Source organism: Streptomyces sp. NBC_01314, assembly GCF_041435215.1.
Classification (GTDB): domain Bacteria; phylum Actinomycetota; class Actinomycetes; order Streptomycetales; family Streptomycetaceae; genus Streptomyces.
On sequence record NZ_CP108394.1, the window covers coordinates 5,738,731 to 5,762,513 of the forward strand.

General features: G+C 69.6%; 18 protein-coding genes and 1 tRNA gene. 11 read left to right on the forward strand and 8 right to left on the reverse strand.

The window, feature by feature from the left end:
* Nucleotides 1-28: 28 nt before the first annotated feature.
* The 5 genes from hisC (at nucleotide 29) to OG622_RS25185 (ending at nucleotide 9,099) form a co-directional block, all read left to right on the forward strand.
* Nucleotides 29-1,108 carry a histidinol-phosphate transaminase gene (gene hisC, locus OG622_RS25165; protein ID WP_371578892.1) on the forward strand — a complete coding sequence of 360 codons (1,080 nt, stop codon included), beginning with the start codon at nucleotides 29-31 and terminating at the stop codon, nucleotides 1,106-1,108.
* A 206-nt stretch (nucleotides 1,109-1,314) separates the two neighbouring features.
* The gene (locus OG622_RS25170; protein WP_371578893.1) at nucleotides 1,315-2,823 is read left to right on the forward strand and encodes a cytochrome ubiquinol oxidase subunit I; all 1,509 of its coding nucleotides are present in this window, start codon (nucleotides 1,315-1,317) and stop codon (nucleotides 2,821-2,823) included.
* Between the two features lie 27 nt (nucleotides 2,824-2,850).
* Nucleotides 2,851-3,855: a cytochrome d ubiquinol oxidase subunit II gene (gene cydB, locus OG622_RS25175; RefSeq protein WP_371578894.1), complete on the forward strand. Its 1,005-nt coding sequence runs from the start codon at nucleotides 2,851-2,853 to the stop codon at nucleotides 3,853-3,855.
* Between the two features lie 109 nt (nucleotides 3,856-3,964).
* Nucleotides 3,965-7,705: a thiol reductant ABC exporter subunit CydD gene (gene cydD, locus OG622_RS25180; protein WP_371584207.1), complete on the forward strand. Its 3,741-nt coding sequence runs from the start codon at nucleotides 3,965-3,967 to the stop codon at nucleotides 7,703-7,705.
* A gap of 329 nt (nucleotides 7,706-8,034) precedes the next feature.
* A complete protein-coding gene (locus OG622_RS25185; RefSeq protein WP_371578895.1) occupies nucleotides 8,035-9,099 on the forward strand; it encodes a peptidoglycan DD-metalloendopeptidase family protein in 1,065 nt (354 codons plus the stop codon).
* 136 nt (nucleotides 9,100-9,235) lie between these two features.
* On the opposite strand, the gene OG622_RS25190 is transcribed toward OG622_RS25185, so the two are convergent.
* From OG622_RS25190 to OG622_RS25215, 6 genes are all read right to left on the reverse strand, one after another.
* On the reverse strand, nucleotides 9,236-10,105 hold the full coding sequence (locus OG622_RS25190) for an HAD family hydrolase (protein WP_371578896.1): 870 nt from the start codon (nucleotides 10,103-10,105) through the stop codon (nucleotides 9,236-9,238).
* A gap of 161 nt (nucleotides 10,106-10,266) precedes the next feature.
* A complete protein-coding gene (locus OG622_RS25195; RefSeq protein WP_371578897.1) occupies nucleotides 10,267-11,169 on the reverse strand; it encodes an LLM class flavin-dependent oxidoreductase in 903 nt (300 codons plus the stop codon).
* 36 nt (nucleotides 11,170-11,205) lie between these two features.
* Nucleotides 11,206-11,754: an RNA 2'-phosphotransferase gene (locus OG622_RS25200; protein ID WP_371578898.1), complete on the reverse strand. Its 549-nt coding sequence runs from the start codon at nucleotides 11,752-11,754 to the stop codon at nucleotides 11,206-11,208.
* Between the two features lie 123 nt (nucleotides 11,755-11,877).
* Complete coding sequence (locus OG622_RS25205) at nucleotides 11,878-12,828, reverse strand: MerR family transcriptional regulator (protein WP_371578899.1); 951 nt, start codon at nucleotides 12,826-12,828, stop codon at nucleotides 11,878-11,880.
* 714 nt (nucleotides 12,829-13,542) lie between these two features.
* On the reverse strand, nucleotides 13,543-15,327 hold the full coding sequence (locus OG622_RS25210) for an SDR family oxidoreductase (RefSeq protein ID WP_371578900.1): 1,785 nt from the start codon (nucleotides 15,325-15,327) through the stop codon (nucleotides 13,543-13,545).
* On the reverse strand, nucleotides 15,324-16,172 hold the full coding sequence (locus tag OG622_RS25215) for a M24 family metallopeptidase (protein ID WP_371578901.1): 849 nt from the start codon (nucleotides 16,170-16,172) through the stop codon (nucleotides 15,324-15,326). The genes OG622_RS25210 and OG622_RS25215 overlap by 4 nt, the downstream gene beginning before the upstream one ends.
* A 373-nt stretch (nucleotides 16,173-16,545) precedes the next feature.
* On the opposite strand from OG622_RS25215, the gene OG622_RS25220 reads away from it, so the two are divergent.
* The 6 genes from OG622_RS25220 to OG622_RS25245 all read left to right on the forward strand — a co-directional run bounded on the left by OG622_RS25220 (nucleotide 16,546) and on the right by OG622_RS25245 (nucleotide 21,059).
* Nucleotides 16,546-17,535: an ABC transporter ATP-binding protein gene (locus tag OG622_RS25220; protein WP_371584208.1), complete on the forward strand. Its 990-nt coding sequence runs from the start codon at nucleotides 16,546-16,548 to the stop codon at nucleotides 17,533-17,535.
* Nucleotides 17,525-18,463, forward strand: coding sequence for an ABC transporter permease subunit (locus OG622_RS25225; protein ID WP_371578902.1), 939 nt, complete (start codon nucleotides 17,525-17,527; stop codon nucleotides 18,461-18,463). Before OG622_RS25220 ends, OG622_RS25225 begins: the two co-directional genes overlap by 11 nt.
* Nucleotides 18,460-19,371, forward strand: a complete 912-nt coding sequence (locus OG622_RS25230; protein ID WP_371578903.1) for an ABC transporter ATP-binding protein — start codon at nucleotides 18,460-18,462, stop codon at nucleotides 19,369-19,371. Before OG622_RS25225 ends, OG622_RS25230 begins: the two co-directional genes overlap by 4 nt.
* A gap of 10 nt (nucleotides 19,372-19,381) precedes the next feature.
* Nucleotides 19,382-20,101 (forward strand): ABC transporter permease, encoded by a 720-nt coding sequence (locus tag OG622_RS25235; RefSeq protein WP_371578904.1) that lies wholly within the window; start codon nucleotides 19,382-19,384, stop codon nucleotides 20,099-20,101.
* Between the two features lie 337 nt (nucleotides 20,102-20,438).
* Nucleotides 20,439-20,684 (forward strand): hypothetical protein, encoded by a 246-nt coding sequence (locus OG622_RS25240; RefSeq protein ID WP_371584209.1) that lies wholly within the window; start codon nucleotides 20,439-20,441, stop codon nucleotides 20,682-20,684.
* A gap of 291 nt (nucleotides 20,685-20,975) precedes the next feature.
* Nucleotides 20,976-21,059, forward strand: a tRNA-Ser gene (locus OG622_RS25245).
* Nucleotides 21,060-21,278: 219 nt separating this feature from the next.
* On the opposite strand, the gene OG622_RS25250 is transcribed toward OG622_RS25245, so the two are convergent.
* On the reverse strand, nucleotides 21,279-22,085 hold the full coding sequence (locus tag OG622_RS25250) for an HAD family hydrolase (RefSeq protein ID WP_371584210.1): 807 nt from the start codon (nucleotides 22,083-22,085) through the stop codon (nucleotides 21,279-21,281).
* A gap of 80 nt (nucleotides 22,086-22,165) precedes the next feature.
* The gene (gene serS, locus OG622_RS25255) at nucleotides 22,166-23,443 is read right to left on the reverse strand and encodes a serine--tRNA ligase (protein WP_371578905.1); all 1,278 of its coding nucleotides are present in this window, start codon (nucleotides 23,441-23,443) and stop codon (nucleotides 22,166-22,168) included.
* Between the last annotated feature and the right edge of the window lie 340 nt (nucleotides 23,444-23,783).

Sequence of the window (23,783 nt, forward strand, 5' to 3'; positions counted from 1 at the left end):
AAGCATTACGTCGACGAGGAGGACTGCGGTGAGCGAGACGAGCCCCAAGCTGCGAGCCGAGCTGGAGGGTATTCCCACCTACAAGCCCGGCAAGCCGGCCGCGGCGGGCGGCCCGGTGGCGTACAAGCTGTCCTCCAACGAGAACCCCTATCCGCCGCTGCCCGGTGTGCTGGAGAGCGTGACGGCGTCGGCCGCGTCCTTCAACCGGTATCCGGACATGGCGTGCACGGGGCTGATGAGCGAGCTCGCGGACCGCTTCGGGGTGCCGGTCACGGACCTGGCCACGGGCACCGGCTCGGTCGGCGTCGCCCAGCAGCTGCTGCAGGCCACCTCGGGCCCCGGCGACGAGGTGATCTACGCCTGGCGGTCGTTCGAGGCGTACCCGATCATCACGCAGGTCAGCGGGGCCACGTCCGTGAAGGTGCCGTTGACGCCGGGCGATGTGCACGACCTGGACGCGATGGCGGACGCGATCACCGAAAGGACCCGGCTGATTTTCGTCTGCAACCCGAACAACCCGACGGGGACGGTGGTCCGCCGGGCCGCGCTGGAACGGTTCCTCGACCGGGTGCCCGGTGATGTGCTGGTGGTGCTGGACGAGGCGTACCGGGAATTCGTGCGGGATGTCGAGGTGCCGGACGGCGTCGAGTTCTACCGCGAGCGGCCGAACGTCTGTGTGCTGCGCACTTTCTCCAAGGCGTACGGCCTCGCGGGACTCAGGGTGGGCTTCGCGATCGCTCATGAACCGGTGGCGGCCGCCCTGCGCAAGACCGCCGTGCCGTTCGGTGTGAGCCAGCTCGCACAGGACGCCGCGGTCGCCTCGTTGCGCGCGGAGGACGAGCTCCTCGGCCGGGTCGGCTCGCTGGTCTGTGAGCGGAACCGGGTCGTCGAGACCCTACGCGGTCAGGGCTGGACGGTACCGGAGACCCAGGCGAACTTCGTGTGGTTGCGGCTGGGGGAGCGCACGGTCGAGTTCGCCGGTGCCTGTGAACAGGCCGGTGTCGTCGTGCGGCCGTTCCCCGGCGAGGGCGTGCGCGTGACGATCGGCGAGACCGAGGCGAACGACATCTTCCTCAAGGTGACGGAGACGTTCCGCAAGGAGCTCTAGAGAGCTTCGAAGGGCTGCTGACCAAGGGGTTCGGAGATTTTCTCCGGACCCCTTGCTTTTTTGGACCCCCCGCTCCTGTCTCGAACGGGCATGCGTCATACTTGCTTGTGAATGTGAACGCGTTCACAAGCGCGTCCCGGTTGTCCTGAGATGTGCGCGACAGGCGGGACAGGCTGCCGCAGTGCCACGGCATGTAAGGAGAAGACGTGGACCTCGCCCTGGCGCCGGAGACCCTGGCGCGCTGGCAGTTCGGAATCACGACCGTCTACCACTTCCTCTTCGTCCCGCTCACGATCTCGCTCGCCGCGCTCACCGCCGGCCTGCAGACCGCGTGGGTGCGCTCGGGGAAGGAGAAGTACCTCAAGGCCACCAAGTTCTGGGGCAAGCTGTTCCTGATCAACATCGCGATGGGTGTCGTCACCGGCATCGTGCAGGAGTTCCAGTTCGGCATGAACTGGTCCGACTACTCCCGCTTCGTCGGTGATGTCTTCGGGGCCCCACTCGCCTTCGAGGCGCTGATCGCCTTCTTCTTCGAGTCCACCTTCATCGGACTGTGGATCTTCGGCTGGGACAAGCTTCCGCAGAAGATCCATCTGGCCTGCATCTGGATGGTCTCCATCGGCACGATCCTGTCGGCGTACTTCATCCTCGCGGCCAACTCCTGGATGCAGCACCCCGTCGGCTATCGGATCAACGAAGCCAAGGGCAGGGCCGAGCTCACCGACTTCTGGCTCGTCCTGACCCAGAACACCGCGCTCACCCAGGTCTTCCACACCCTGTCGGCCGCCTTCCTCGCCGGTGGCGCCTTCATGGTCGGCATCGCCGCCTTCCATCTGGCACGCAAGAAGCACATCCCGGTGATGAAGACCTCGCTGCGACTCGGCCTGGTCACCGTGGTGATCGCCGGCCTGCTCACCGCGATCAGCGGCGACCTGCTCGGCAAGGTCATGTTCAAGCAGCAGCCGATGAAGATGGCCGCCGCCGAGGCCCTCTGGGACGGCGAGGCGCCCGCGCCCTTCTCCGTCTTCGCCTACGGCGACGTCGACAAGGGCCACAACAAGGTCGCCATCGAGGTCCCCGGTCTGCTGTCCTTCCTCGCCAACGACGACTTCGACTCGTACGTCCCCGGCATTAACGACGTCAACAAGGCCGAGCAGGCGAAGTACGGTCCCGGCGACTACCGGCCCAACATCCCCGTCGCCTACTGGGGGTTCCGCTGGATGATCGGCTTCGGCATGGCGTCCGTCGCCATCGGCGCCGTCGGACTCTGGCTCACCCGCAAGAAGTTCCTGCTGCCACAGCACCTCCGGGTCGGCGACGACGAGGTGCCGCATCTCGTACTGCTGCCGAAGAAGGCGCTGGGCCCGACCCTCACCAAGTGGTACTGGCGCATCGCGGTCCTGACCCTGGGTTTCCCGCTGATCGCCAGTTCCTGGGGCTGGATCTTCACCGAGATGGGCCGCCAGCCGTGGGTGGTCTACGGCGTGCTGCGCACCGAGGACGCGGTCTCCCCCGGTGTCTCCCAGGGCGAGATCCTCACCTCGATGATCGTCTTCACCGCGCTGTACGCCATCCTCGCCGTCGTCGAGGTCAAGCTGCTCGTGAAGTACGTCAAGGCGGGGCCGCCCGAGCTGACGGAGGCCGACCTCAACCCGCCCACGAAGATCGGCGGCGACTCCCGTGACGCCGACAAGCCGATGGCCTTCTCGTACTAGGCCGCACCGGGCCAAGGGAGCACAGTCATGGAACTTCACGACGTCTGGTTCATCCTCATCGCCGTCCTCTGGATCGGCTACTTCTTCCTGGAGGGCTTCGACTTCGGGGTCGGTGTCCTCACCAAGCTGCTGGCCAGGAACCGTCCGGAGAAGCGGGTCCTCATCAACACCATCGGGCCTGTCTGGGACGGCAACGAGGTGTGGCTGCTGTCGGCGGGCGGAGCGACCTTCGCCGCCTTCCCCGAGTGGTACGCCACGCTCTTCTCCGGCTTCTACCTGCCGCTGCTGCTCATCCTGGTCTGCCTGATCGTCCGAGGTGTCGCCTTCGAGTACCGGGTGAAGCGGCCCGAGGAGAACTGGCAGCGCAACTGGGAGACGGCGATCTTCTGGACCTCGCTGCTCCCCGCGTTTCTGTGGGGCGTGGCCTTCGCGAACATCGTGCGCGGTGTCAAGATCGACCGCGACTTCGAGTACGTGGGCACCCTCGCCGACCTGCTCAACCCCTACGCCCTGTTGGGCGGCCTGGTCACGCTGACGCTGTTCACCTTCCACGGGACGGTGTTCGTCGGTCTCAAGACCGTTGGGGACATCCGGGAGCGGGCGCGGAAGCTGGCGCTGCGCGTCGGGGCCGTGACGGCCGGACTGGCGCTGCTCTTCCTGCTCTGGACCCAGATCGAAAAGGGTGACGGCATGTCGCTGGTCGCGGCGGTCGTGGCGGTCGCCGCGCTCGTGACGGCATTGGCGGCGGTGCGAGCGGGGCGCGAGGGCTGGGCGTTCGCCCTGTCGGGGGTCACCATCGTGGCTGCCGTCGCGATGCTCTTCCTCACGCTCTTCCCGAACGTCATGCCCTCCTCGCTGAACGAGGACTGGAGCCTCACGGTCACCAACGCCTCGTCCAGCCCGTACACCCTGAAGATCATGACGTGGTGTGCGGCCATCGCCACGCCGGTCGTGATGCTCTATCAGGGGTGGACGTACTGGGTGTTCCGCAAGCGGATCGGTACACAGCACATCGCCGAGTCGGCTCACTGAGTCCCGGTGAGGAGGCATGTTTCATGATGTTTCACGTGAAACATCGTCAAGCGAGCTTCCTCAGGCCGAAGAGGCATGTTTCACGTGAAACATGCCTGCTGAGAAGAGGGTGTTTCACGTGAAACCGATCGACCCACGACTGCTGCGGTACGCCCGCGCTACCCGCCTCTTTCTGATGGTGGTCGTCGGACTGGGTGTCGTCGGAGCCGCGCTCGTCATCGCGCAGGCCATGCTCATCGCCGAAGTGGTGGTCGGCGCCTTCGAATACGGGATGTCGGTAGCCGAACTCCGCACTCCCCTGCTGCTCTTGGCGGCAGTTGCGCTGGGGCGGGGCCTGGTCTCCTGGCTGACCGAGCTGGCCGCGCATCGCGCGAGTGCGGCGGTGAAGTCGGAGTTGCGGGGACGGCTGCTGGAGCGGGCCACCGCGCTGGGGCCCGGCTGGCTGAGCGGGCAGCGCACCGGCTCGCTGGTCGCCCTCGCCACCCGGGGGGTCGACGCGCTCGACGACTACTTCTCGCGCTATCTGCCGCAGCTGGGTCTTGCCGTCGTCGTGCCCGTCGCGGTACTCGCGCGGATCGTCACCGAGGACTGGGTGTCGGCCGCGATCATCGTCGGCACGCTGCCACTGATCCCGGTCTTCATGGTGCTCATCGGCTGGGCGACCCGCTCGCAGATGGACCGTCAGTGGCGGCTGCTGTCACAGCTGTCGGGGCACTTCCTGGACGTCGTCGCCGGGCTGCCGACGTTGAAGGTGTTCGGCCGGGCCAAGGCCCAGGCCGAGTCGATCAAGCGGATCACCGGCGAGTACCGGCAGGCGACCATGCGGACGCTGCGGATCGCCTTTCTGTCGTCCTTCGCGCTGGAGCTGCTCGCGACGATCTCGGTCGCGCTGGTCGCGGTCACCATCGGCATGCGGCTCGTGCACGGCGAGATGGACCTGTACATCGGGCTGGTCATCCTCGTGCTGGCCCCCGAGGCCTATCTGCCGGTCCGGCAGGTGGGCGCCCAGTTCCACGCGGCCGCCGAGGGGCTCGCGGCGGCCGAGGAGATCTTCGAGGTCCTGGAGACACCGTTGCCGGCGTCAGGGACAGAGCCCGTCCCGTCCGCCGGTGACATCCACTTCGACGGGGTGACCGTCCGGTACCCAGGGCGGTCGTACGAGGCGGTCTCGGACGTAGCCCTCGCGGTGGCCCCTGGGGAGACCGTGGCCCTCGTCGGCCCGAGCGGTGTGGGCAAGTCGACGCTGCTGAACGTTCTGTTGGGGTTCACGGAGGCGACGGCGGGCGGGGTGCGGGTCGGGGGAGTCGATCTCGCCTCGCTCGACCTGGACGAGTGGCGTTCGCGCGTGGCCTGGGTGCCGCAGCGGCCGCATCTGTACGCCGGGTCGATCACCGAGAACGTACGGCTGGCCCGTCCGGACGCGGATGACGCGGCGGTGCGGCGGGCGCTCGGCGACGCGGGGGCGCTTCAGTTCGTTGACGCGCTGCCCGCCCGGGCCGAGACGGTCCTCGGTGAGGACGGCGCCGGGCTCTCCGCCGGGCAGCGGCAACGGTTGGCCCTCGCCCGCGCGTTCCTCGCCGACCGCCCCGTGTTGCTCCTGGACGAGCCGACGGCCTCGCTCGACGGGGAGACCGAGGCGGAGGTCGTGGAGGCGGTACGGCGGCTGGCGGTGGGTCGGACCGTGCTGTTGGTGGTCCACCGGCCGGCACTGCTGAGGGTGGCGGACCGGGTGGTGCGGATGGAAGGGCGGGCGGCTGAGGTGCTGCCCACCCATGTGCTTCCGTCGTGGGAACCCGTCGGTTCGCTCGCGCCGCGCCAGCGAGAGGCAGGGGAGGCGCTGGGAGAGTCCGGTGTTCCCGGAACAGCGGTCGTGCGGGCCGTCGGTGCGAGGGCGGACGAGAAGGCTGCTGCCGTGCGGGCACCCTTCGACACGGCTGGGGCAGGAACAGGAACAGGAACAGGGGGCGGGGCTGGGGCAAGTGTGGGAGGCGGGACTCAGGCGGCCGGGAGGATGGTGCCTCGTCCCGACACGACGCCCCCCGCCTCTCGGCGAGGTGTACTCGGCCGCGTCCGCCACATGGCCGGCCCGCGCAGAGGTCGGCTCGCCCTCGCCCTCCTGCTGGGCAGCCTCGCGCTGGGCAGCGCCGTCGGGTTGATGGCGACCTCCGGATGGCTGATCTCTCGGGCCTCGCAGCAGCCTCCGGTGCTGTATTTGATGGTTGCGGTGACGGCGACGCGGGCGTTCGGGATTGGGCGGGCGGTGTTCAGGTACGCGGAGCGGCTGGTGTCGCACGACACCGTGCTGCGGATGCTGGCCGACACCAGGGTGGCCGTCTACCGGCGCCTGGAGCGGCTGGCACCCGCTGGACTGCGGACGACCCGGCGAGGCGATCTGCTCACACGGTTGGTCGCCGATGTGGACGCCCTGCAGGACTATTGGGTGCGCTGGCTGCTGCCCGCCGGGGCCGCGGTGGCCGTCTCCGCCGCCTCCGTCGGGTTCACCGCCTGGCTCCTGCCCGAAGCCGGCGCGGCTCTCGCCGTCGGGCTGCTCGCCGCCGGGGCCGGGGTGCCCCTCGTGACCGGGGCCGTGGCCCGGCGGGCGGAGCACCGGCTGGCGCCGGCCCGCGGGGTGCTCGCCACCCGCGTGGCCGACCTGCTGACCGGCACCGCCGAGTTGACGGTCGCAGGGGCCCTGCCGGCGCGTACCGCCGAGGTACGGCAGGCCGACCATGCGCTCACCCGGATCGCCTCCCGAGCCGCCACCGCCACCGCGCTCGGTGACGGGCTCACCGCACTCGTCTCCGGGCTCACCGTCGCCGCCACCGCGCTCTTCGGCGCACAGGCCGTCGGCGACGGACGGTTGAGCGGTGTGGTCATGGCCGTCGTCGTGCTCACCCCGTTGGCCGCGTTCGAGGCGGTGCTGGGAATGCCACTGGCCGCCCAGTTTCGCCAGCGGGTGACCAGGAGCGCGGAGCGCGTGTACGAGGTGCTGGACGCCCCCGACCCCGTACGTGAACCGGAGGAGGCGGCCGAGGCACCGGGGTCGCCGTTCCCGCTGCGGCTCGAAGGGCTCGGCGCGCGGTATGCCGGGCAGGACCGGGACGCGCTCGCCGGGCTGGATCTCACCTTCGAACAAGGGCGCAGGATCGCGGTGGTCGGTGTCTCGGGGGCCGGCAAGACGACGCTCGCACAGGTGCTGCTGCGCTTCCTGGACGCGCGGGAAGGGACGTACACGCTGGGCGGCGTGGACGCGTACGCGCTCGACGGGGACACGGTACGGCGACTCGTGGGGCTGTGCGCCCAGGACGCGCACCTCTTCGACAGTTCGGTGCGGGAGAACCTGCTGCTCGCCCGGAAGGACGCGGGCGAGGTGGAACTGCGGGACGCGCTCGCTCGGGCGCGGCTGCTCGACTGGGCCGACGAACTGCCCGATGGACTGGACACCCTGATCGGCGAGCACGGGGCGCGGCTGTCAGGCGGCCAGCGTCAGCGACTCGCCCTCGCTCGCGCGTTGCTGGCCGACTTCCCCGTCCTCGTCCTCGACGAGCCCGCGGAACACCTGGACCTGCCGACGGCCGACGCGCTCACCGCGGACCTGCTGGCCGCGACCGAGGGCCGTACGACCCTGTTGATCACCCATCGGCTGGCCGGACTCGAGGCCGTGGACGAGGTCGTCGTGCTGGCGGAGGGACGCGTCGCGCAGCGCGGAACCTATGCGGAACTGGCCGTGATCGACGGCCCCTTGCGGGCGATGGTGGAGCGGGAGGCGGCGGGGGGAACTGTTGACCGGGGTCTGAGCGCCTCGCCGCGGTCGAGGGGACGACGGTGGTGTGCCAGGCGCCCCCGCTGAGCGCCGCCGCTGTCGCGCACCGCCCACTGCCGACGGGCGGCTGTCGTGTTGTCGGCTGCGGTCCGAGGCAGGCAGCCGCGGAGTGGCATCGGTGGTTCGGTTCGCCGCCTTTCCCTGTTCCGGTGCCGCTCCCTCAAGTTCTGCCTGCGTGGCCTCCTCTGACCAGGACCGTCTAGTACGGCCCGGCCCCGCCCACAAGTCTCCGCGCCGAACACGCCGCGGTCAGGTTCCTGTTCGGCCCAGCGCCCTTGGACCGTCCGGGGCACTGTGTCCCCCAGCTGTACGACTCGAACAGGACTGTGGCGCTGGATCGGGCCACGATCGCTGACATGCGCTTCTCTCGCCGACACCCGCTGTTCGTCGTCGTGCTGCTGTGCGCCTCGGCGGTTCTTGTGGCCCGGCCGACGGCGGCCGACAGCGACGGGGGCGGAGCCCGGGGCGCGTCCGACGAGGCAGGGACCAGCGCCCAGGTGGCGCGGTTGTTCGAGGAAGCGGCGGTGGCGACACAGCGGTACGAGGCGGGCCGGCGGGCGGCGGTGGCGCAGAAGACGAAGGCGAAACGGTTGGAGGAGCTGCTCGGGCGGGAGCGGAAGCAGATCGCGGTGCTGAACGCGGACCTCGGCCGGATCGCGCGCGCCCAGTACCGCGAGGGCGGCGGGGTGCCGTACACCGCACAGATGCTGTTCGCCGAGGATCTGGAGGAGCTGATGCGGGGGCAGCGGGCTGTCTGGCAGACCGATCTGGCGGTCAACAACGCTGTGACGAAGAACCGCCGCGCGGAGGCGAGGCTCGCCGAGGACGAGAGGAAGGCCGCTGCGGTGTGGCGGGCGCTGGAGGAGTGGAAGACCGGACTTGCCGGGATCAAGCAGGCGATCCAGCAGAAGCTGGAGGAGGCGCAGTGGACGCTCCAGGGGCAGGCTGACGCGGCGGTTGCGGCAGGTGCCTGCCGGGGAGCCGTCCGGCTCGACCAGCCGGACGGCGGGCCCTCGAGCGCGTGGGTCACGCCTGTGGACACGTACGAACTCTCCGCGGGCTACGGCAGCGGTGGTGAACGCTGGGCCAGTCAGCACACCGGGCAGGACTTCGCGGTGCCGATCGGCACGCCGGTGCGGGCCGTCGGGGCTGGACGGGTGGTGAAGGTGTCGTGCGGGGGTGCCTTCGGCATCGAGATCGTCATCGAACACGCGGACGGCTACTACACGCAGTACGCGCATCTCGCCGCCGTCACCGTCGACCAGGGCGAACGGGTGGCGCCGGGGCAGTGGATCGGCCAGTCGGGCACCACCGGCAACTCCACCGGACCGCACCTGCACTTCGAGGTACGGGTCACCCCGGAGCTGGGTTCGAGCGTGGACCCCGTGCCGTGGCTGCGGAACCACGGGGTGGAGTTGTAGCCGACCGCTCCGGTACCGGGTCGGCTGTGGGCGAACCGGCGCTCACGAGCGCAGCAGCGGCCGTGGGGCAGCACGGCGGTGGTGAGCGCAGCCGCGGTGGTGGGCGGAGCGGCGCTGGTGGGTCGGCGGTCGCCGGCTACAGCCGTTCCGCCAGCAGCCGTTCGATCACGACCGCCACGCCGTCCTCGTTGTTGGCCACGGTCCGGCCGGATGCCGCCGCCAGGACCTCCGGATGCGCGTTGCCCATGGCGTACGACCGACCCGCCCAGGTGAGCATCTCGACGTCGTTCGGCATGTCGCCGAAGGCGACGACCTCCTCGTGGGAGATACCGCGCTCGGCGCAGCACAGGGCGAGGGTGCTGGCCTTGGAGACGCCCGGTCCGCTGATCTCCAGCAGTGCGCTGGGGCTGGAGCGGGTGATGGCGGCACGGTCGCCGACGGCGATACGGGCGGTGGCGAGGAAATCGTCGGGGTCGATCGAGGGGTGGTACGCGAGGATCTTCAGCACCGGCTCGTCGTCGGCCACACCACCCGGGGCCAGCAGCTTCTCGGCGGGCGCGAGGCCATCGGGGATCTCCATGTGGAGCTTCGGGTACTCGGGCTCCTGATGGAAGCCGTACGTCTGCTCGACCGCGTACACCGTGCCCGGCGCGGCATCGCGCAGCAGCCGTACGGCGTCGAGAGCGTTCTCCCGCGCGAGCTCGCGGACCTTGACGAAACGATGAGCGCCCGGGCCGCCGTGCAGGTCGACCACGGCGGCGCCGTTTCCGCAGATCGCGAGGCCGTGGCCGTGCACGTGTTCGCTGACGACGTCCATCCAGCGGGCCGGGCGGCCGGTGACGAAGAAGACCTCGACGCCGGCCTTCTCGGCGGCCGCGAGGGCGGCTACGGTGCGGGGGGAGACCGACTTGTCGTCGCGGAGCAGGGTGCCGTCGAGGTCCGTGGCTATCAGCCGGAGCGGGACGGTCGGGGCCGGGGTCTCGGGCTGTCTCGTCGCTGAGGTCACGGACCCCATTGTCGCGCATATGCGTGCACGGTCGTGCAGGCGCCCGCACAGGTGAGTGATTACCGCTCTGGACCACCCGTCACCTGCGCTGTCACAACCGGCCGTGCCGTGCTTCCACGAGCAGTCGCCCTCTCCCGGACCGCGACCGCTCCGGGGCGCTCTCAGCCCAGCTGGGCCGGTGCTTCCATGGCGATCCGCTCGAAGACCTTCTCGTCCGCGGCGAAGTCAGAGTCCGGGATCGGCCAGTGGATCACGATGTCGGTGAAGCCCAGCTCGGCGTGGCGGCCCGCGAAGTCCACGAACGCGTCCAGCGACTCCAGCGGTCGACCGCGGTCCGGGGTGAAGCCCGTGAGGAGGATCTTGTCGAGCCGGGCCGTGTCCCTGCCGAGCGCGGCGGCCGTGTCGGCCAGCCTCTCGACCTGTCCGCGAATGGCTTGAACCGACTGTTCGGGGGTGCCCGACGCGAACAGCTTGGGGTCCCCGGTGGTCACCCACGCCTGCCCGTACCGTGCGGCCAGCCGCATCCCGCGCGGACCGGTGGCGGCGACGGCGAAGGGCAGCCGGGGGCGCTGGACGCAGCCGGGGATGTTGCGGGCCTCATGTGCGGAGTAGTGGTCGCCCTCGTACGAGACGGAGTCCTCGGTGAGCAGCCGGTCGAGCAGGGGGACGAACTCGGCGAACCGGTCGGCGCGCTCACGCGGCGTCCACGGGTCCTGGCCCAGCACGGTGGCGTCGAAGCCGGTGCCGCCCGCGCCGACGCCGAGGGTGATCCGGCCGCCCGAGATGTCGTCGAGGGAAATCAGTTCCTTGGCGAGGGTCACCGGGTGGCGGAAGTTCGGCGAGGTCACGAGCGTGCCGAGGCGAAGCCGGTCGGTGACTGCGGCTGCCGCGGTCAGGGTGGGCACGGCGCCGAACCACGGCCCGTCCCGGAAGGTCCGCCACGACAGGTGGTCGTACGTGAACGCGGTGTGGAACCCGAGCTGCTCGGCCCGCTGCCACATGTCGCGGCCGCCCTCGTGCCAGCGGAGGTACGGCAGGATCACGGTGCTCAGACGCAGACTCATGCATCGAGCGTAAGGGCAGCCGTCGGGTGGTCCCGCTCAGCGCGACTCCGGGAAACGCAGGTACTGGGGCGGAACCGCCTCCGTCAGCCACACACCGTTGGCGCTGACGCGGAAGACGTGGCCGTCGCGGTGCATGGCACCCGCGTCCACGGAGAGCACGACGGGGCGGCCGCGGCGGGCGCCGACGCGGGTGGCGGTCTCGCGGTCGGGTGAGAGGTGCACGTCGTGCCGGTTCATGGCGCGCAGGCCTTCGTCGTGGATCGCGGACAGATAGGCCGCAACGGTCCCGTGATAGAGGTACGGCGGCGGGGTCGCCTGGGGAAGGCCGAGGTCGACCTCGACGGTGTGGCCCTGGCTGGCGCGGATCCTGTCGCCCTCGACGGCGAAGCGCTGCTTGTCGTTGGCCTCGACCACATGGTCGAGCTCCGCCCTGGTGAAGCGGAAGCCGTGGGTGGCGGCTGCCTCGATGAGCGTGTCGATCCCGACCCAGCCGCCCTCGTCGAGCGTGAGCCCGATGCGTTCCGGCTGGTGTCGGAGGTGTTTCGAGAGGTACTTCGACACTCTCACGGTACGTCGTTCGTTCATCCCGCCAGCGTGCCTGGCGAGACCCGCGTCACGCACTTGATTTTGATCCGGATGTTTGATCCACAGCCAAGTAGGGTTATCCACAGGGGAATTGAAGATTCTGTGGACAACCGCCCCCGCAACTCAGGGCAATTGGTCAATTTTGTTACCTTTATTCATATTTGCAGTAAGAGTGTCCAAGGTGCGTGACTGCACCTCCCGTTCGGCTGCCGCGGTGATGAAGGCTGATGTCCGCGCCGGACCAACCAGTCCCTCCACGGCTCGTATTGTGGACGCCGGGATCCGCACGGAACACGACTCGTCTGCGGCTTCGGCAGCGGCTTTGGAGTTCAGGTGCCCGCGCAACTGCCGGGTCGCGAACAGTCGCATCGCGCGGGCGAGTTCGGCGTCGACCGTCTGCTGGGCCAGCGGCCGTAGCCGACGTACGAGCGTCGCCGCCTCGACCGCGTCGGACTCGGTCGGTGCCTGGTGCGGCCCTATATAGCGAGCGAACACGTGCTCGGTGGTGAACTCCAGGAAGCGGGCAGCGATGTGCTCGACCTGTCCTCTCAACTCCCGTAGATGACCGGCGATCGCGGACAGTGGTACCCCGGCCGCGTGCAACTCGGCCGCTACGAACAGCTCTTGAGGGCTCGGCACCAGGAAGAGGTTCTCCTCGCCGGGAACCTGCTCCAGCACGCCCAGCTCGACGGCGTCCGCCACCGCCGCCTCGTCCGGAGAGCCACCGAATCGCTCGACCAGCTCGGCCCGCGACATCCGTACGGCCTTCTCGTCGGTCCACGGCCCGTCGACCTCTGCGGCCAGGCCGAGCACCCCGCCGAGGCCGCGGCCCGTGTCCCAGGCCTCCAGAAGCTCCTTGATGGAAGCCAGGGTGTAGCCGCGGTCGAGGAGGTCGGCGATCTGGCGCAGTCTGGTCAGATGCGTGTCGGCGTACAGGTTCGCCCGGCCTCGCCGCTCGGGGCGGGGGAGCAGCCCGCGGTCCTGGTAGGCGCGGATCGTCCGGACCGTGGCGCCGCTGCGATGCGCCAGATCCTCGATGCGATACGCGGCCCCGGCCGGTTCGTCGTTCGCCATCCTCGTGCCTCCTCTTCTGCCTCGCCGTGCCGTCCGTCGTTGGTTACGCCGACGCCCCCCGTGCACTCGCGCCTGCTGCCGTGCATGCCGCGGGCGACTTCGCCAGATACTCGACCGCCCTGCGCAGTGACCACTCCTGCGACGGGAGAAAGGAGCGGTGCAGATGGCGGTGGACGGCCGCGCCGAGCTCCTTCCATGTGGGAACGGGTTCTTGCGTACGGCCTTGTTGTGCGCGGCGAGCGAGTAGCGCAGGCGTCCAACGAGCGTCGGCTCGCGCCGTAATGAGATGGATGGCGCCTTCGCGTCCGCCGGCGTGGAGCCGGGGACGTGGCGACCGCCATGACCGTGACCCGTCGGGCCTACGGGGGCAACTCACTGCCCTGTGGGGCCTCCTGCCCCATGAACCGTTCCGTGACGGTGGCAGGCGCGGGCCCGTCCACTGGCACTGGCACACCCGGAACCCGGTTGGGAGGCCCTGACCCATCTCTCTGGTAAATCTGGGGCCCGCACGCCGACGCCGTGTTCGACCGGCCAGATCGCACGAACACCGCCGCCGAGGCGTGCCCCCTCCCTGCGAGCCGAAGGTCCGGTCATCACCCGGTCGAGGGACGTGGGCAGCTGCCAGCGGGAGACTCTCCCCGGCGATCTTCGCGAACCACCGCTCCCCCGCCGGTAGCGGCAGATGCGGCACAGTGTTCCGCTTGTCCTGGGGGCTCACAGCGGCGGCTCCAGTCGGGCGAACGCGCGCAGCGCCCGCGGGGCGAACCGGGACAGGAAGCGGCCGCCGTGGGCCTCCGGGGTGACGGGTACGACCGCCTGGTTGCGGACGACCGCGCGCAGGACGGCTTCCGCGACCTTCTCCGGCGGGTAGTTCCGCAGTCCGTACAGCTTCGTGGCCTTCTGCTGACGGCGCCTCTCCTCCTCGGCGTCGACGCCGGCGAAGCGCGCGGTCGAGGTGATGTTGGTGTTGACGATGCCCGGGCAGATCGCCGACACCCCGATGCCCTGCCCGGCCAGTTCCGCACGCAGGCACTCGCTCAACATCAGGACGGCCGCCTTGGAGGTGCTGTACGCGGGCAGCGACCTGGAGGGCAGATACGCGGCGGCCGAGGCGGTGTTGACGATGTGGCCGCCCTGCCCGCGCTCGGCCATCTGCCTGCCGAACAGACGACAGCCGTGGATCACGCCCCACAGGTTGACGTCGAGAACCTTCCGCCAGTCGTCGGAGGTGGTGTCGAGAAAGGACCCAGACAGTCCGATTCCCGCGTTGTTCACCAGCACGTCGACCACGCCGTACTCGGTGGCGACCTTTTCGGCGAGCTTCTCCATGGCCTGCTCGTCCGAGACGTCGACCGTCTCGGCCCAGGCATCGGGCGCGCCGATCAGCCTGGACAACTCCGCGGTGCGGGCCGCTCCTTCGGCGTCCAGGTCGACAGCGACGACGCGTGCCCCGGCCTCGGCGAACGCGAAGGCTGTGGCCCGGCCGATGCCGCCGGCCGCCCCTGTGACCAGCACCAACTGGCCGCCGAACCGGTCCGTGTACTTCCCGGTGGCCACCGGTGCGGGGCGTCCGCCCTCGGTGGCCCTGACGAACTCGGTGATCCAGGCCGTCAGTTGATCGGGCCGCGTGCGCGGGATCCAGTGCTTGGCAGGCAGGGTGCGGCGAGTGAGCTGTGGGGCCCACGACTCCAGGTCGTCGTAGAGCCGCTCGGAGAGGAACCGGTCCCCCAGAGGAGTGATGAGCTGCACGGGCGCGTGGGCGTACGCGTCGTCACGGGGGTGGGCCAGACGGGCACGAATGTTGTCCCGGTACAGCCATGCCCCATGGGCGGCGTCCGTGGGCAGTGACGGGCTGGGGTAGTCGCCCGGGGGCAGCTTCTCGGCCCGCCGGACCAGGCCGGGCCACTGCTTGCCGAGGGGGCCACGCCAGGCGAGTTCGGGGAGCACGGGCATGTGCTGCACGTAGACGTACCAGGACCTGGCGCCCTGGCCGAGGAGTTGACCGATCCGGCGTGGGGTCGGGCGCTTCATCCGCCGCTTGATCCAGTGCCCCAAGTGGTCGAGGGAAGGGCCGGACATCGAGGTGAAGGACGCGATGCGGCCCTCGGTGCGCTCGACCGTCACGAATTCCCAGCCCTGCACGGAACCCCAGTCGTGACCCACCAGGTGCACGGGGCGGCCGGGGCTGACCGCGTCCACGACCGCCAGGAAGTCGTCCGTCAGCTTCTCCAGCGTGAACCCACCGCGCAGGGGCTTGGGTGCCGTCGATCCGCCGTGGCCGCGTACGTCGTACAGCACCACGTGAAAGCGCTCCGCGAGCCGTACCGCGACCTCGGACCAGACCTCCTTGGTATCGGGGTATCCGTGCACGAGCAGCACGGTCGGCTGCTCGGGGTCGCCCAGCTCGGCGACGCACAACTCGACCCCGCCCGCGCGCACCCGGCGCTCCCGCGCGCCTTCGAGTGTCATCGAATCCGTCACGTCTCCCCCTTCGGTCATCGGCACTTCTCCTCCGCCCACCGCCGGACGTGCGGCAGACCGTTGTCCAGCCAGAACGCGCGCTCCTCGGGATCTCCGGAGTCGGTGACGACCAGGATCTCCTCGAACTTCGCGCCCGTGCCCCGGAAGCCGAGGTGCGGCTCGACCGCCCACAGCCCCGGCCGCGGCGGGTGGTCGGAGAACCGGTAGGGCGACCACAGCGGCGACCAGCCGTCGCGGTGTCCGCGCAGTGCGTCGGCCGCAAGGCCCCGCAAGGACCGTGTGCCGAACCCGAACACATGCGGTGACCAGCGGCCTTCCTTCACCCGGTCCACCTTGTGCGCGATGACACCGAAGGGATGGGCACGATGCCGGTTGGCATATCCCTGGCGGACCATGAGCCGGTCCACGTCCTCGTAGATCTCGCGCAGCGACCGGCGCTCACGCACCTCGCGCAGGATCAGCTCGCGGTGCGCTCCAAGGTCCGTCATCAGCTTGTCGTGCAGGGGATTCGGTCCGAGGCAGCCCGAATAGCCGATGTCCGCAGTGTGGCCCTTGTATATGGGGGCCATGTCGAGGATGAAGGGCATGCCCGCTTCGAGGCGGCGGTCGGTGGGGAAGAACTGCAGAGGTATACGGAAGTCCACGAAGGCCGTGCGGTCCCCGAACCAGGCGAACGGCAGGTGGAACCAGTCCCGCACGCCGCGTTCGCGCAGCCAGTGTCGCTGCATGCGCGCCGCTTCGCGCTCGGTCACGCCAGGCTTCAGCTGGGCCGCGACCGCTTCCGCGCACTCGTACGCGAGGGTCTGGACCTGCCTGAAGCCCCGCAGTTCCGCGGTGAGTCCGCCTGCCGGTGCCGAGGTCATGTCACTGCCCCACCCGTCTCCGTCGACTACGGTCCGTGTTCGTCACGTGACACCAATGAATGTGACAGTGATTGATGGCTCCGTCAATGGGGTGTGCGGGCTGTGGAGAACCGCCGGGCCCGGAGAACGGACGGGGAGGCGGTCACGAAGACAAATGGGAACGCGGGCACGAAACGGAGACGCCGATCGTTCAGGACAAGACGGCCGCTGACACGCGGCTCGGCTCCGTCGGGTCGTTCGACCTCAGGGTGACCCCTAGGGGGACCGGCGGTGGAGGCCCCCTACGGGCCCGTACGACTCGAGAGTGACGCGGAGACAGCTCTGCGGGGTGATGACCGCGGCGGCCGGCGCCCCTAATGTCTAAATCGTGACTGTGATCGCGACCGAAAGCCTGAGCAAGCGGTTCCCGAGGGTAACCGCTCTTGACCGGCTCTCCGTGGACATCGGACCCGGTGTGACGGGACTCGTCGGTGCCAATGGCGCCGGCAAGTCCACACTGATCAAAATCCTGCTGGGTCTGTCCCCCGCCTCGGAGGGCCGAGCCGAGGTGCTCGGCCTCGATGTCGCCACCAAGGGCGGCGCCATCCGCGAGCGCGTGGGGTACATGCCGGAGCACGACTGCCTGCCGCCCGACGTCTCGGCCACCGAGTTCGTCGTGCACATGGCCCGCATGTCGGGGCTCCCGCCGGCCGCCGCGCGTGAGCGCACCGCGGACACCCTGCGCCACGTCGGCCTGTACGAGGAGCGGTACCGCCCCATAGGCGGCTACTCCACGGGCATGAAACAGCGAGTGAAGCTCGCCCAGGCCCTCGTGCACGACCCGCAGCTGGTCTTCCTGGACGAGCCGACCAACGGCCTGGACCCGGTCGGTCGGGACGAGATGCTCGGCCTGATCCGCCGCATCCACACCGACTTCGGCATCTCGGTGCTGGTCGCCTCCCACCTGCTCGGCGAGCTGGAACGCACCTGCGACCACGTCGTCGTGGTCGACGGAGGCAAGCTCCTGCGGTCCAGTTCCACCAGGGACTTCACCCAGAGCACGGCGACCCTCGCAATCGAGGTCACCGACAGCGACGAACACCCCGACGGCACCGGCGCGCTGCGCGAGGCGCTCCACGCGCGCGGAGTGACCGTCTCCGACGGAAGCGGCCTGCCGGGAGCCGGACACATCCTGCTGCTCGCCGCCCAGGGCGACGAGACCTACGACCTGGTCCGCGACGTCGTCGCCGACCTGGGTCTCGGTCTGGTCCGCATGGAGCAGCGCAGGCACCAGATCGCCGAAGTCTTCCAGGACAACGACGAGCAGTCGGGCACCCGCAGCGCCCAGAACGCAGGGAAGGAGGCGGTCGGCCATGGCGGTTGAGCAGCACGGTGCACAGGCACCGGCCCTCGCCAGTGGACAGCCCGCTCGCAAGGGTGAGCAGAGCCGCATCCACAACATCGGATACCGCTCGTACGACGGCCCCCGCCTGGGCAGCGCGTACGCCCGCCGTTCGCTGTACTCGCAGTCCCTGCGCGGCGCGTACGGACTGGGCCGCTCGGCCAAGTCCAAGGTGCTGCCGATGCTGCTGTTCGCGGTGATGTGCGTGCCGGCGGCCATCATGGTGGCGGTCTCGGTCGCCACCCAGGCCAACGACCTGCCGATCAGGTACACCGACTACGCGGTCATCATGCAGGCTGTCATCGGTCTGTACGTCGCCTCCCAGGCACCGCAGGCCGTCTCACGCGACCTGCGGTTCAAGACCGTCCCGCTGTACTTTTCGCGCCCGATCGAGACCGCCGACTACGTCCGCGCGAAGTTCGCGGCGCTGACCTCGGCACTCTTCATCCTGACCGCGGTGCCCCTGCTCGTGCTCTATGTGGGCGCGTTGCTGGCCAAGCTCGACTTCACCGACCAGACCAAGGGACTCGCGCAGGGACTGGTGTCCGTGGCACTGCTCTCGCTCCTCTTCGCCGGCATCGGCCTGGTGATCTCGGCGGTCACCCCGCGCCGCGGCTTCGGCATCGCGGCTGTCATCGCCGTCCTGACCATTTCCTACGGGGCGGTGTCCGTCATCCAGGCCATCGCCAACGAGCAGTCCAGCGCCGACGCGGTGCCCTGGCTCGGTCTCTTCTCGCCCATCACGCTGATAGACGGCGTACAGACCGCCTTCCTGGGTGCCACCTCCGCCTTCCCCGGCGGTCATGGTCCCTCCAGCGGGCAGGGAGCTCTCTACTTCCTCGTCGTCCTGGGTCTCATCGCCGGCTCCTACGGCCTGCTGATGCGCCGCTACCGAAAGGTCGGGCTGTGACCACACTCAACATCGACCACGTCTCACGCTGGTTCGGCAACGTGGTGGCGGTCAACGACGTCACGATGACGATCGGCCCCGGTGTCACCGGCCTGCTCGGCCCGAACGGCGCCGGCAAGTCCACCCTCATCAACATGATGGCCGGCTTCCTCGCCCCCTCCACAGGCTCCGTCACACTCGACGGCTCGCCGGTGTGGCGCAACGAGCAGATCTACAAGCACATCGGCATCGTCCCCGAGCGCGAGGCGATGTACGACTTCCTCACGGGCCGAGAGTTCGTCGTCGCCAACGCCGAGTTGCACGGCCTCGGGGCGAAGGCCGCCCAGCGGGCGCTCGCCACGGTGGAGATGGAGTACGCGCAGGACCGCAAGATCTCGACGTACTCCAAGGGCATGCGCCAGCGTGTGAAGATGGCGTCCGCGCTGGTCCACGAACCGTCCCTGCTCCTGCTGGACGAGCCGTTCAACGGCATGGACCCGCGCCAGCGCATGCAGCTCATGGACCTGCTGCGACGCATGGGCGACGAGGGCCGCACGGTGCTGTTCTCGTCCCACATCCTCGAAGAGGTCGAGCAACTGGCGGCCCACATCGAAGTGATCGTCGCCGGACGGCACGCGGCGAGCGGCGACTTCCGGCGCATCCGCCGTCTGATGACCGACCGCCCGCACCGCTATCTGGTGCGTTCCAGCGACGACCGGGCCCTGGCCGCCGCGCTGATCGCCGACCCGTCGACCGCCGGGATCGAAGTGGACCTGGCCGAGGGCGCCTTGCGTGTCCAGGCCGTCGACTTCGGCCGGTTCACGGCCCTGCTGCCGAGGGTGGCCCGGGACCACGGCATCCGTCTGCTCACGGTCTCGCCGTCGGACGAGTCGCTCGAGTCCGTCTTCTCGTATCTCGTCGCGGCGTAGGAGGCCGAAGATGTACGACCCCACAGTCGCCCGGCTTACCTACCGGGCTCTGCTCGGCCGCCGTCGGGCCCTCATTCTCAGTGCCCTGCCCATCCTCTTGATCGTGCTCTCCGTGGCCGTGCGCGCCCTGAGCGGCGCCGATGACCAGGTAGCCGCGGACCTCCTCGGCGGGTTCGCGCTCGCCACGATGGTGCCGATCATCGGTGTCATCGCGGGAACGGGCGCGATCGGGCCGGAGATCGATGACGGCTCGGTGGTGTATCTGCTGGCCAAGCCGGTGAAGCGGCCGAAGATCATCATCACCAAGCTGATCGTGGCGATCGCGGTGACCATGGCGTTCTCGGCCATACCGACCCTGATCGCCGGTCTGATCCTGAACGGCAACGGACAGCAGATCGCGGTCGCCTACACGGTGGCGGCGCTGGTCTCCTCGATCGCGTACGCGGCGATATTCCTGCTCCTCGGGACGGTCACCCGGCACGCGGTCGTCTTCGGACTCGTGTACGCGCTCGTCTGGGAGACCCTCTTCGGGTCCCTGATCGACGGGGCACGCACGCTCAGTGTCCAGCAGTGGGGGCTCGCCGTCGCCCAGAAGGTCACCGACGGCGGTCTCGTGACGTCCGACGTGGGGCTGCCGACCGCGGTGGTTCTGCTGACGGTGGTCACGGCGGGCGCGACTTGGTACGCGGGGCAGAAGCTGCGAACGCTGAAGCTGGCCGGCGAGGAGTGACGGAACCCTCCGGGGCGCTCGGCCCCGGAGGCCCACCCTTCCTTGATCTTGACAGGGGCTTCACGCACATCCAGGCACACTGAACGAGGGGAAAAACGAAGGGACATAAGAGGCCAGGAGGGGCGGCCGGGAGTCAGGAGGGACGGGGATGGCAACGGAGGCGGCGGCCGGGGACGGCGAGGCGCAGGGCGCGGTGGTCAACAGCACGGTCGGGGGTGGAGCGGACTCTGTGGCTGGACCGGGCGCCGGCAGCGGAGCCACAGCCGGAGCGGGCAGCGGGGCCGGTGCGGGGCCGGGGTCGGGGGGAGTGCCGGGCGCCAAGGAGGGATCCGGACCCCTGTCGGAGCCAGGCGCCCGAGCCGAGGCCGGTGCCGGGAGCGCGAGCGAGGGTGTCTGGGACGACGTCGTTCTGGACGAGGACTTCATACGGTCCGCCGAGACGGCCGAACCGTCGGGGCGGGCCCGGATGCTGGCGGCGCGCTGGCGGCAGAAGGCCCCCGATCCCCAGCCCTGGCGCTCGGACGAGCCGCCCGCCGGGTGGTTCTTCAGCAAGGCGCGACGCCGCAGGTGGCGCCGCCGGTGACCCTCCGTGTGACCGTGGCGTGTGGCCGTTTGCGACGGATATTCGGTGGCGGGCAACTCGGCTGCCGGGCACAGTGGTTGATGTCCAGGTCGCCGGGTCGAATCGGCGCCACGTTCTGGGAGAGGAGCCCGACGATGCTGTCCTTCAGGCGCGGTACGTCGAGTTCCCGGCAGGGCAGTCCATGGCGGGCTCCGGAGTAGTTACCCCTCCGTCGAGTCCGTTCCCCCAGCGGGGAGTTGCCCGGGGCGGCCGCTTCGAGCGCGCGAATCGCTTCGCGTGGGCCGCCCACCCGGAGGATTGGCCGAGTGGTAAGGCACCGGCTTGCTAAGCCGTGGTCGGGTTTTGCCCGCGCACGTTCGATTCGTGCATCCTCCGCCGTTCGCTGTCGCTGAGACTGGCCGTATTTGGGCTGGGGGTACGTGTAGGGAGGCCCGCGGCGTTGCGCTGGGCCTCGGGGGCGTTCTTGAGAGGGCTCGGCGGTTGGTGCTGGGCGGAGGTGGGTTTCGCTTACCGGCGCTCGCAGGGTGCCGGTAACGCCAACCCCCGCCGCCCCAGCGCCACGACTGCCCGGGGCCTGCAGCGTTCGCCCGGCTGCTAGCTCAGCAGGCGTTCCAGTACCTCGGCAATGCCGTCGTCCTCGTTGGAGGAGGTCACTTCGTCGGCGATGGCCTTGAGGTCGGTGTGGGCGTTGGCCATGGCTACGCCGTAGGTGGACCAGTTGAACATGGGGATGTCGTTGGGCATGTCGCCGAAGGCAATGGTGTCGGTGCGCTTCACGCCGAGGCGGCGGGCGGCGAGGGAGAGGCCGGTGGCCTTGCTGAGGCCGAGGGGGAGGAGTTCGACGATGCCCTCGCCGGCCATGGCGACCGTGACGAAGCCGCCGGCGGCCTGGCGGGAGGCTTCGGCGAGCTCGTCGGAAGTCAGGGTGGGGTGCTGTATGTAGATCTTGTTCAGCGGAGCCGCCCAGAGGTCGGACACGTCCGTGAGCGGGGTGGTGGGCAGCGTGCCGTGGACGGCATAGCCGGGGCTGACCAGTATTTCGCCCTGCAGGCCCGCCCGGCTGGCGGCCAGGTGCAGGGGGCCGACCTCCGCCTCGATCTTGGCGAGGGCCACGGCGGCGAGCTGCCGGTCCAGGGTGACGGCCGTGAGCAGCCGGTGCTCTCCGGCGTCGTAGACCTGGGCGCCCTGGCCGCAGACGGCCAGACCCCGGTAGTCGAGGTCGTCGAGGATGTGGCGGGTCCAGGGGACGGCCCGGCCGGTGACGACGATGTGGGCGGCGCCCGCTGCGGTGGCCGCGGCGAGCGCCTCACGGGTGCGCCGGGAGACCGAGTCGTCGGAGCGCAGGAGCGTTCCGTCGAGGTCGGTCGCGATCAGCTTGTACGGGAAGCCCGAGGGCGGCACGGACGCTTCGGAGACCTCGGACGCCTCTGACGCCGTGGCCTTCCTGGAGTCCGTGGAGCCCTCGGTGGCAGCCGCATCGCTCACTTGGCTACCGGCTCCAGCACCTCGCGGCCGCCCAGGTACGGGCGCAGGACCTCGGGGACGCGGACGGAGCCGTCGGCCTGCTGGTGGTTCTCCAGGATCGCGACGATCGTGCGTGGGACGGCGCAGAGCGTGCCGTTGAGCGTGGCCAGCGGCTTGACCTGCTTGCCGTCACGGAAGCGGATCTGCAGGCGGCGCGACTGGTACTCCGTGCAGTCGGAGGTCGAGGTCAGCTCGCGGTACTTGCCCTGGGTCGGGATCCACGCCTCGCAGTCGAACTTGCGCGAGGCCGAGGAGCCGAGGTCGGCGGAGGCGACGTCGATGACCCGGAAGGGAAGTTCGAGCGACGTCAGCCACTGCTTCTCCCAGTCGAGCAGACGCTGGTGCTCGGCCTGGGAGTCCTCGGGCGCGACGTACGAGAACATCTCTACCTTGTCGAACTGGTGGACGCGGAAGATACCCCGGGTGTCCTTGCCGTGCGAACCGGCCTCGCGGCGGAAGCAGGGGGAGAAGCCCGCGTAGCGCAGGGGGAGGCGGTCGGCGTCGATGATCTCGTCCATGTGGTACGCCGCCAGCGCGACCTCGGAGGTGCCGACCAGGTACAGGTCGTCCTTGTCGAGGTGGTAGACGTCCTGGGCGGCCTGGCCGAGGAAGCCGGTGCCGGCCATCGACTGCGGGCGGACCAGCGCCGGGGTCAGCATCGGGGTGAAGCCGGCCGCGGTGGCCTGCGCGATCGCCGCGTTGACCAGGGCGAGTTCGAGGAGGGCGCCGACGCCCGTCAGGAAGTAGAAGCGCGAGCCGGAGACCTTGGCGCCGCGCTCGGTGTCGATGGCACCGAGGATCGTGCCGAGCTCCAGGTGGTCCTTGGGCTCGAAACCCTCGGCCGTGAAGTCACGGATCTCGCCGTGCGTCTCCAGCGTGACGAAGTCCTCCTCGCCACCGACCGGGACGTCCGGGTGTACGAGGTTGCCGAGCTGGAGGAGGAGCTCGTGGGTCTCGGTGTCGGCCGCGTCGCGCTCGGCGTCGGCGGCCTTGACGTCGGCCTTGAGCTGTTCCGCTTGCTTGAGCAGCTCCGCCTTCTCGTCGGGGGAGGCTTTGGGGATCAGCCTGCCGAGCGACTTCTGCTCGGCGCGGAGCTCGTCGAAGCGGACGCCGGAGGACCTGCGCCGCTCGTCGGCGGACAGGAGGGAGTCGACGAGCGCGACGTCCTCTCCACGGGCGCGCTGGGACGCGCGCACACGGTCGGGGTCCTCACGGAGCAGGCGAAGGTCAATCACCCCACAAGGTTACCGGTGCGTGGTTCCGGCCCACGACTCGAATTCGCTCTGTGCCGCGTCTGTGCTGATTTGAACCAAGTATCGATCGTGGTGGCAGAGCGTGAAGAGTGGGCGAAGGGCGGGTGAGGGGCGATGTGCGGGTGTCGGTGAAAGTCAATGAATTGGGGCCTGTCCCCCTGAAAGGGGGTGCAAGTGTGGCGCCTGGTTGACTCGACTCCCTTGTGTTGCAAGGGACTTGGGGATCCGCTGTCCACAGAAGTCCGCAGTGCCGCAAAGTTATCCACAGGCTGTGTGAAAGATCTGTGGACCGAGGGAAAGATCACGGGGAATGTGGGCCGTC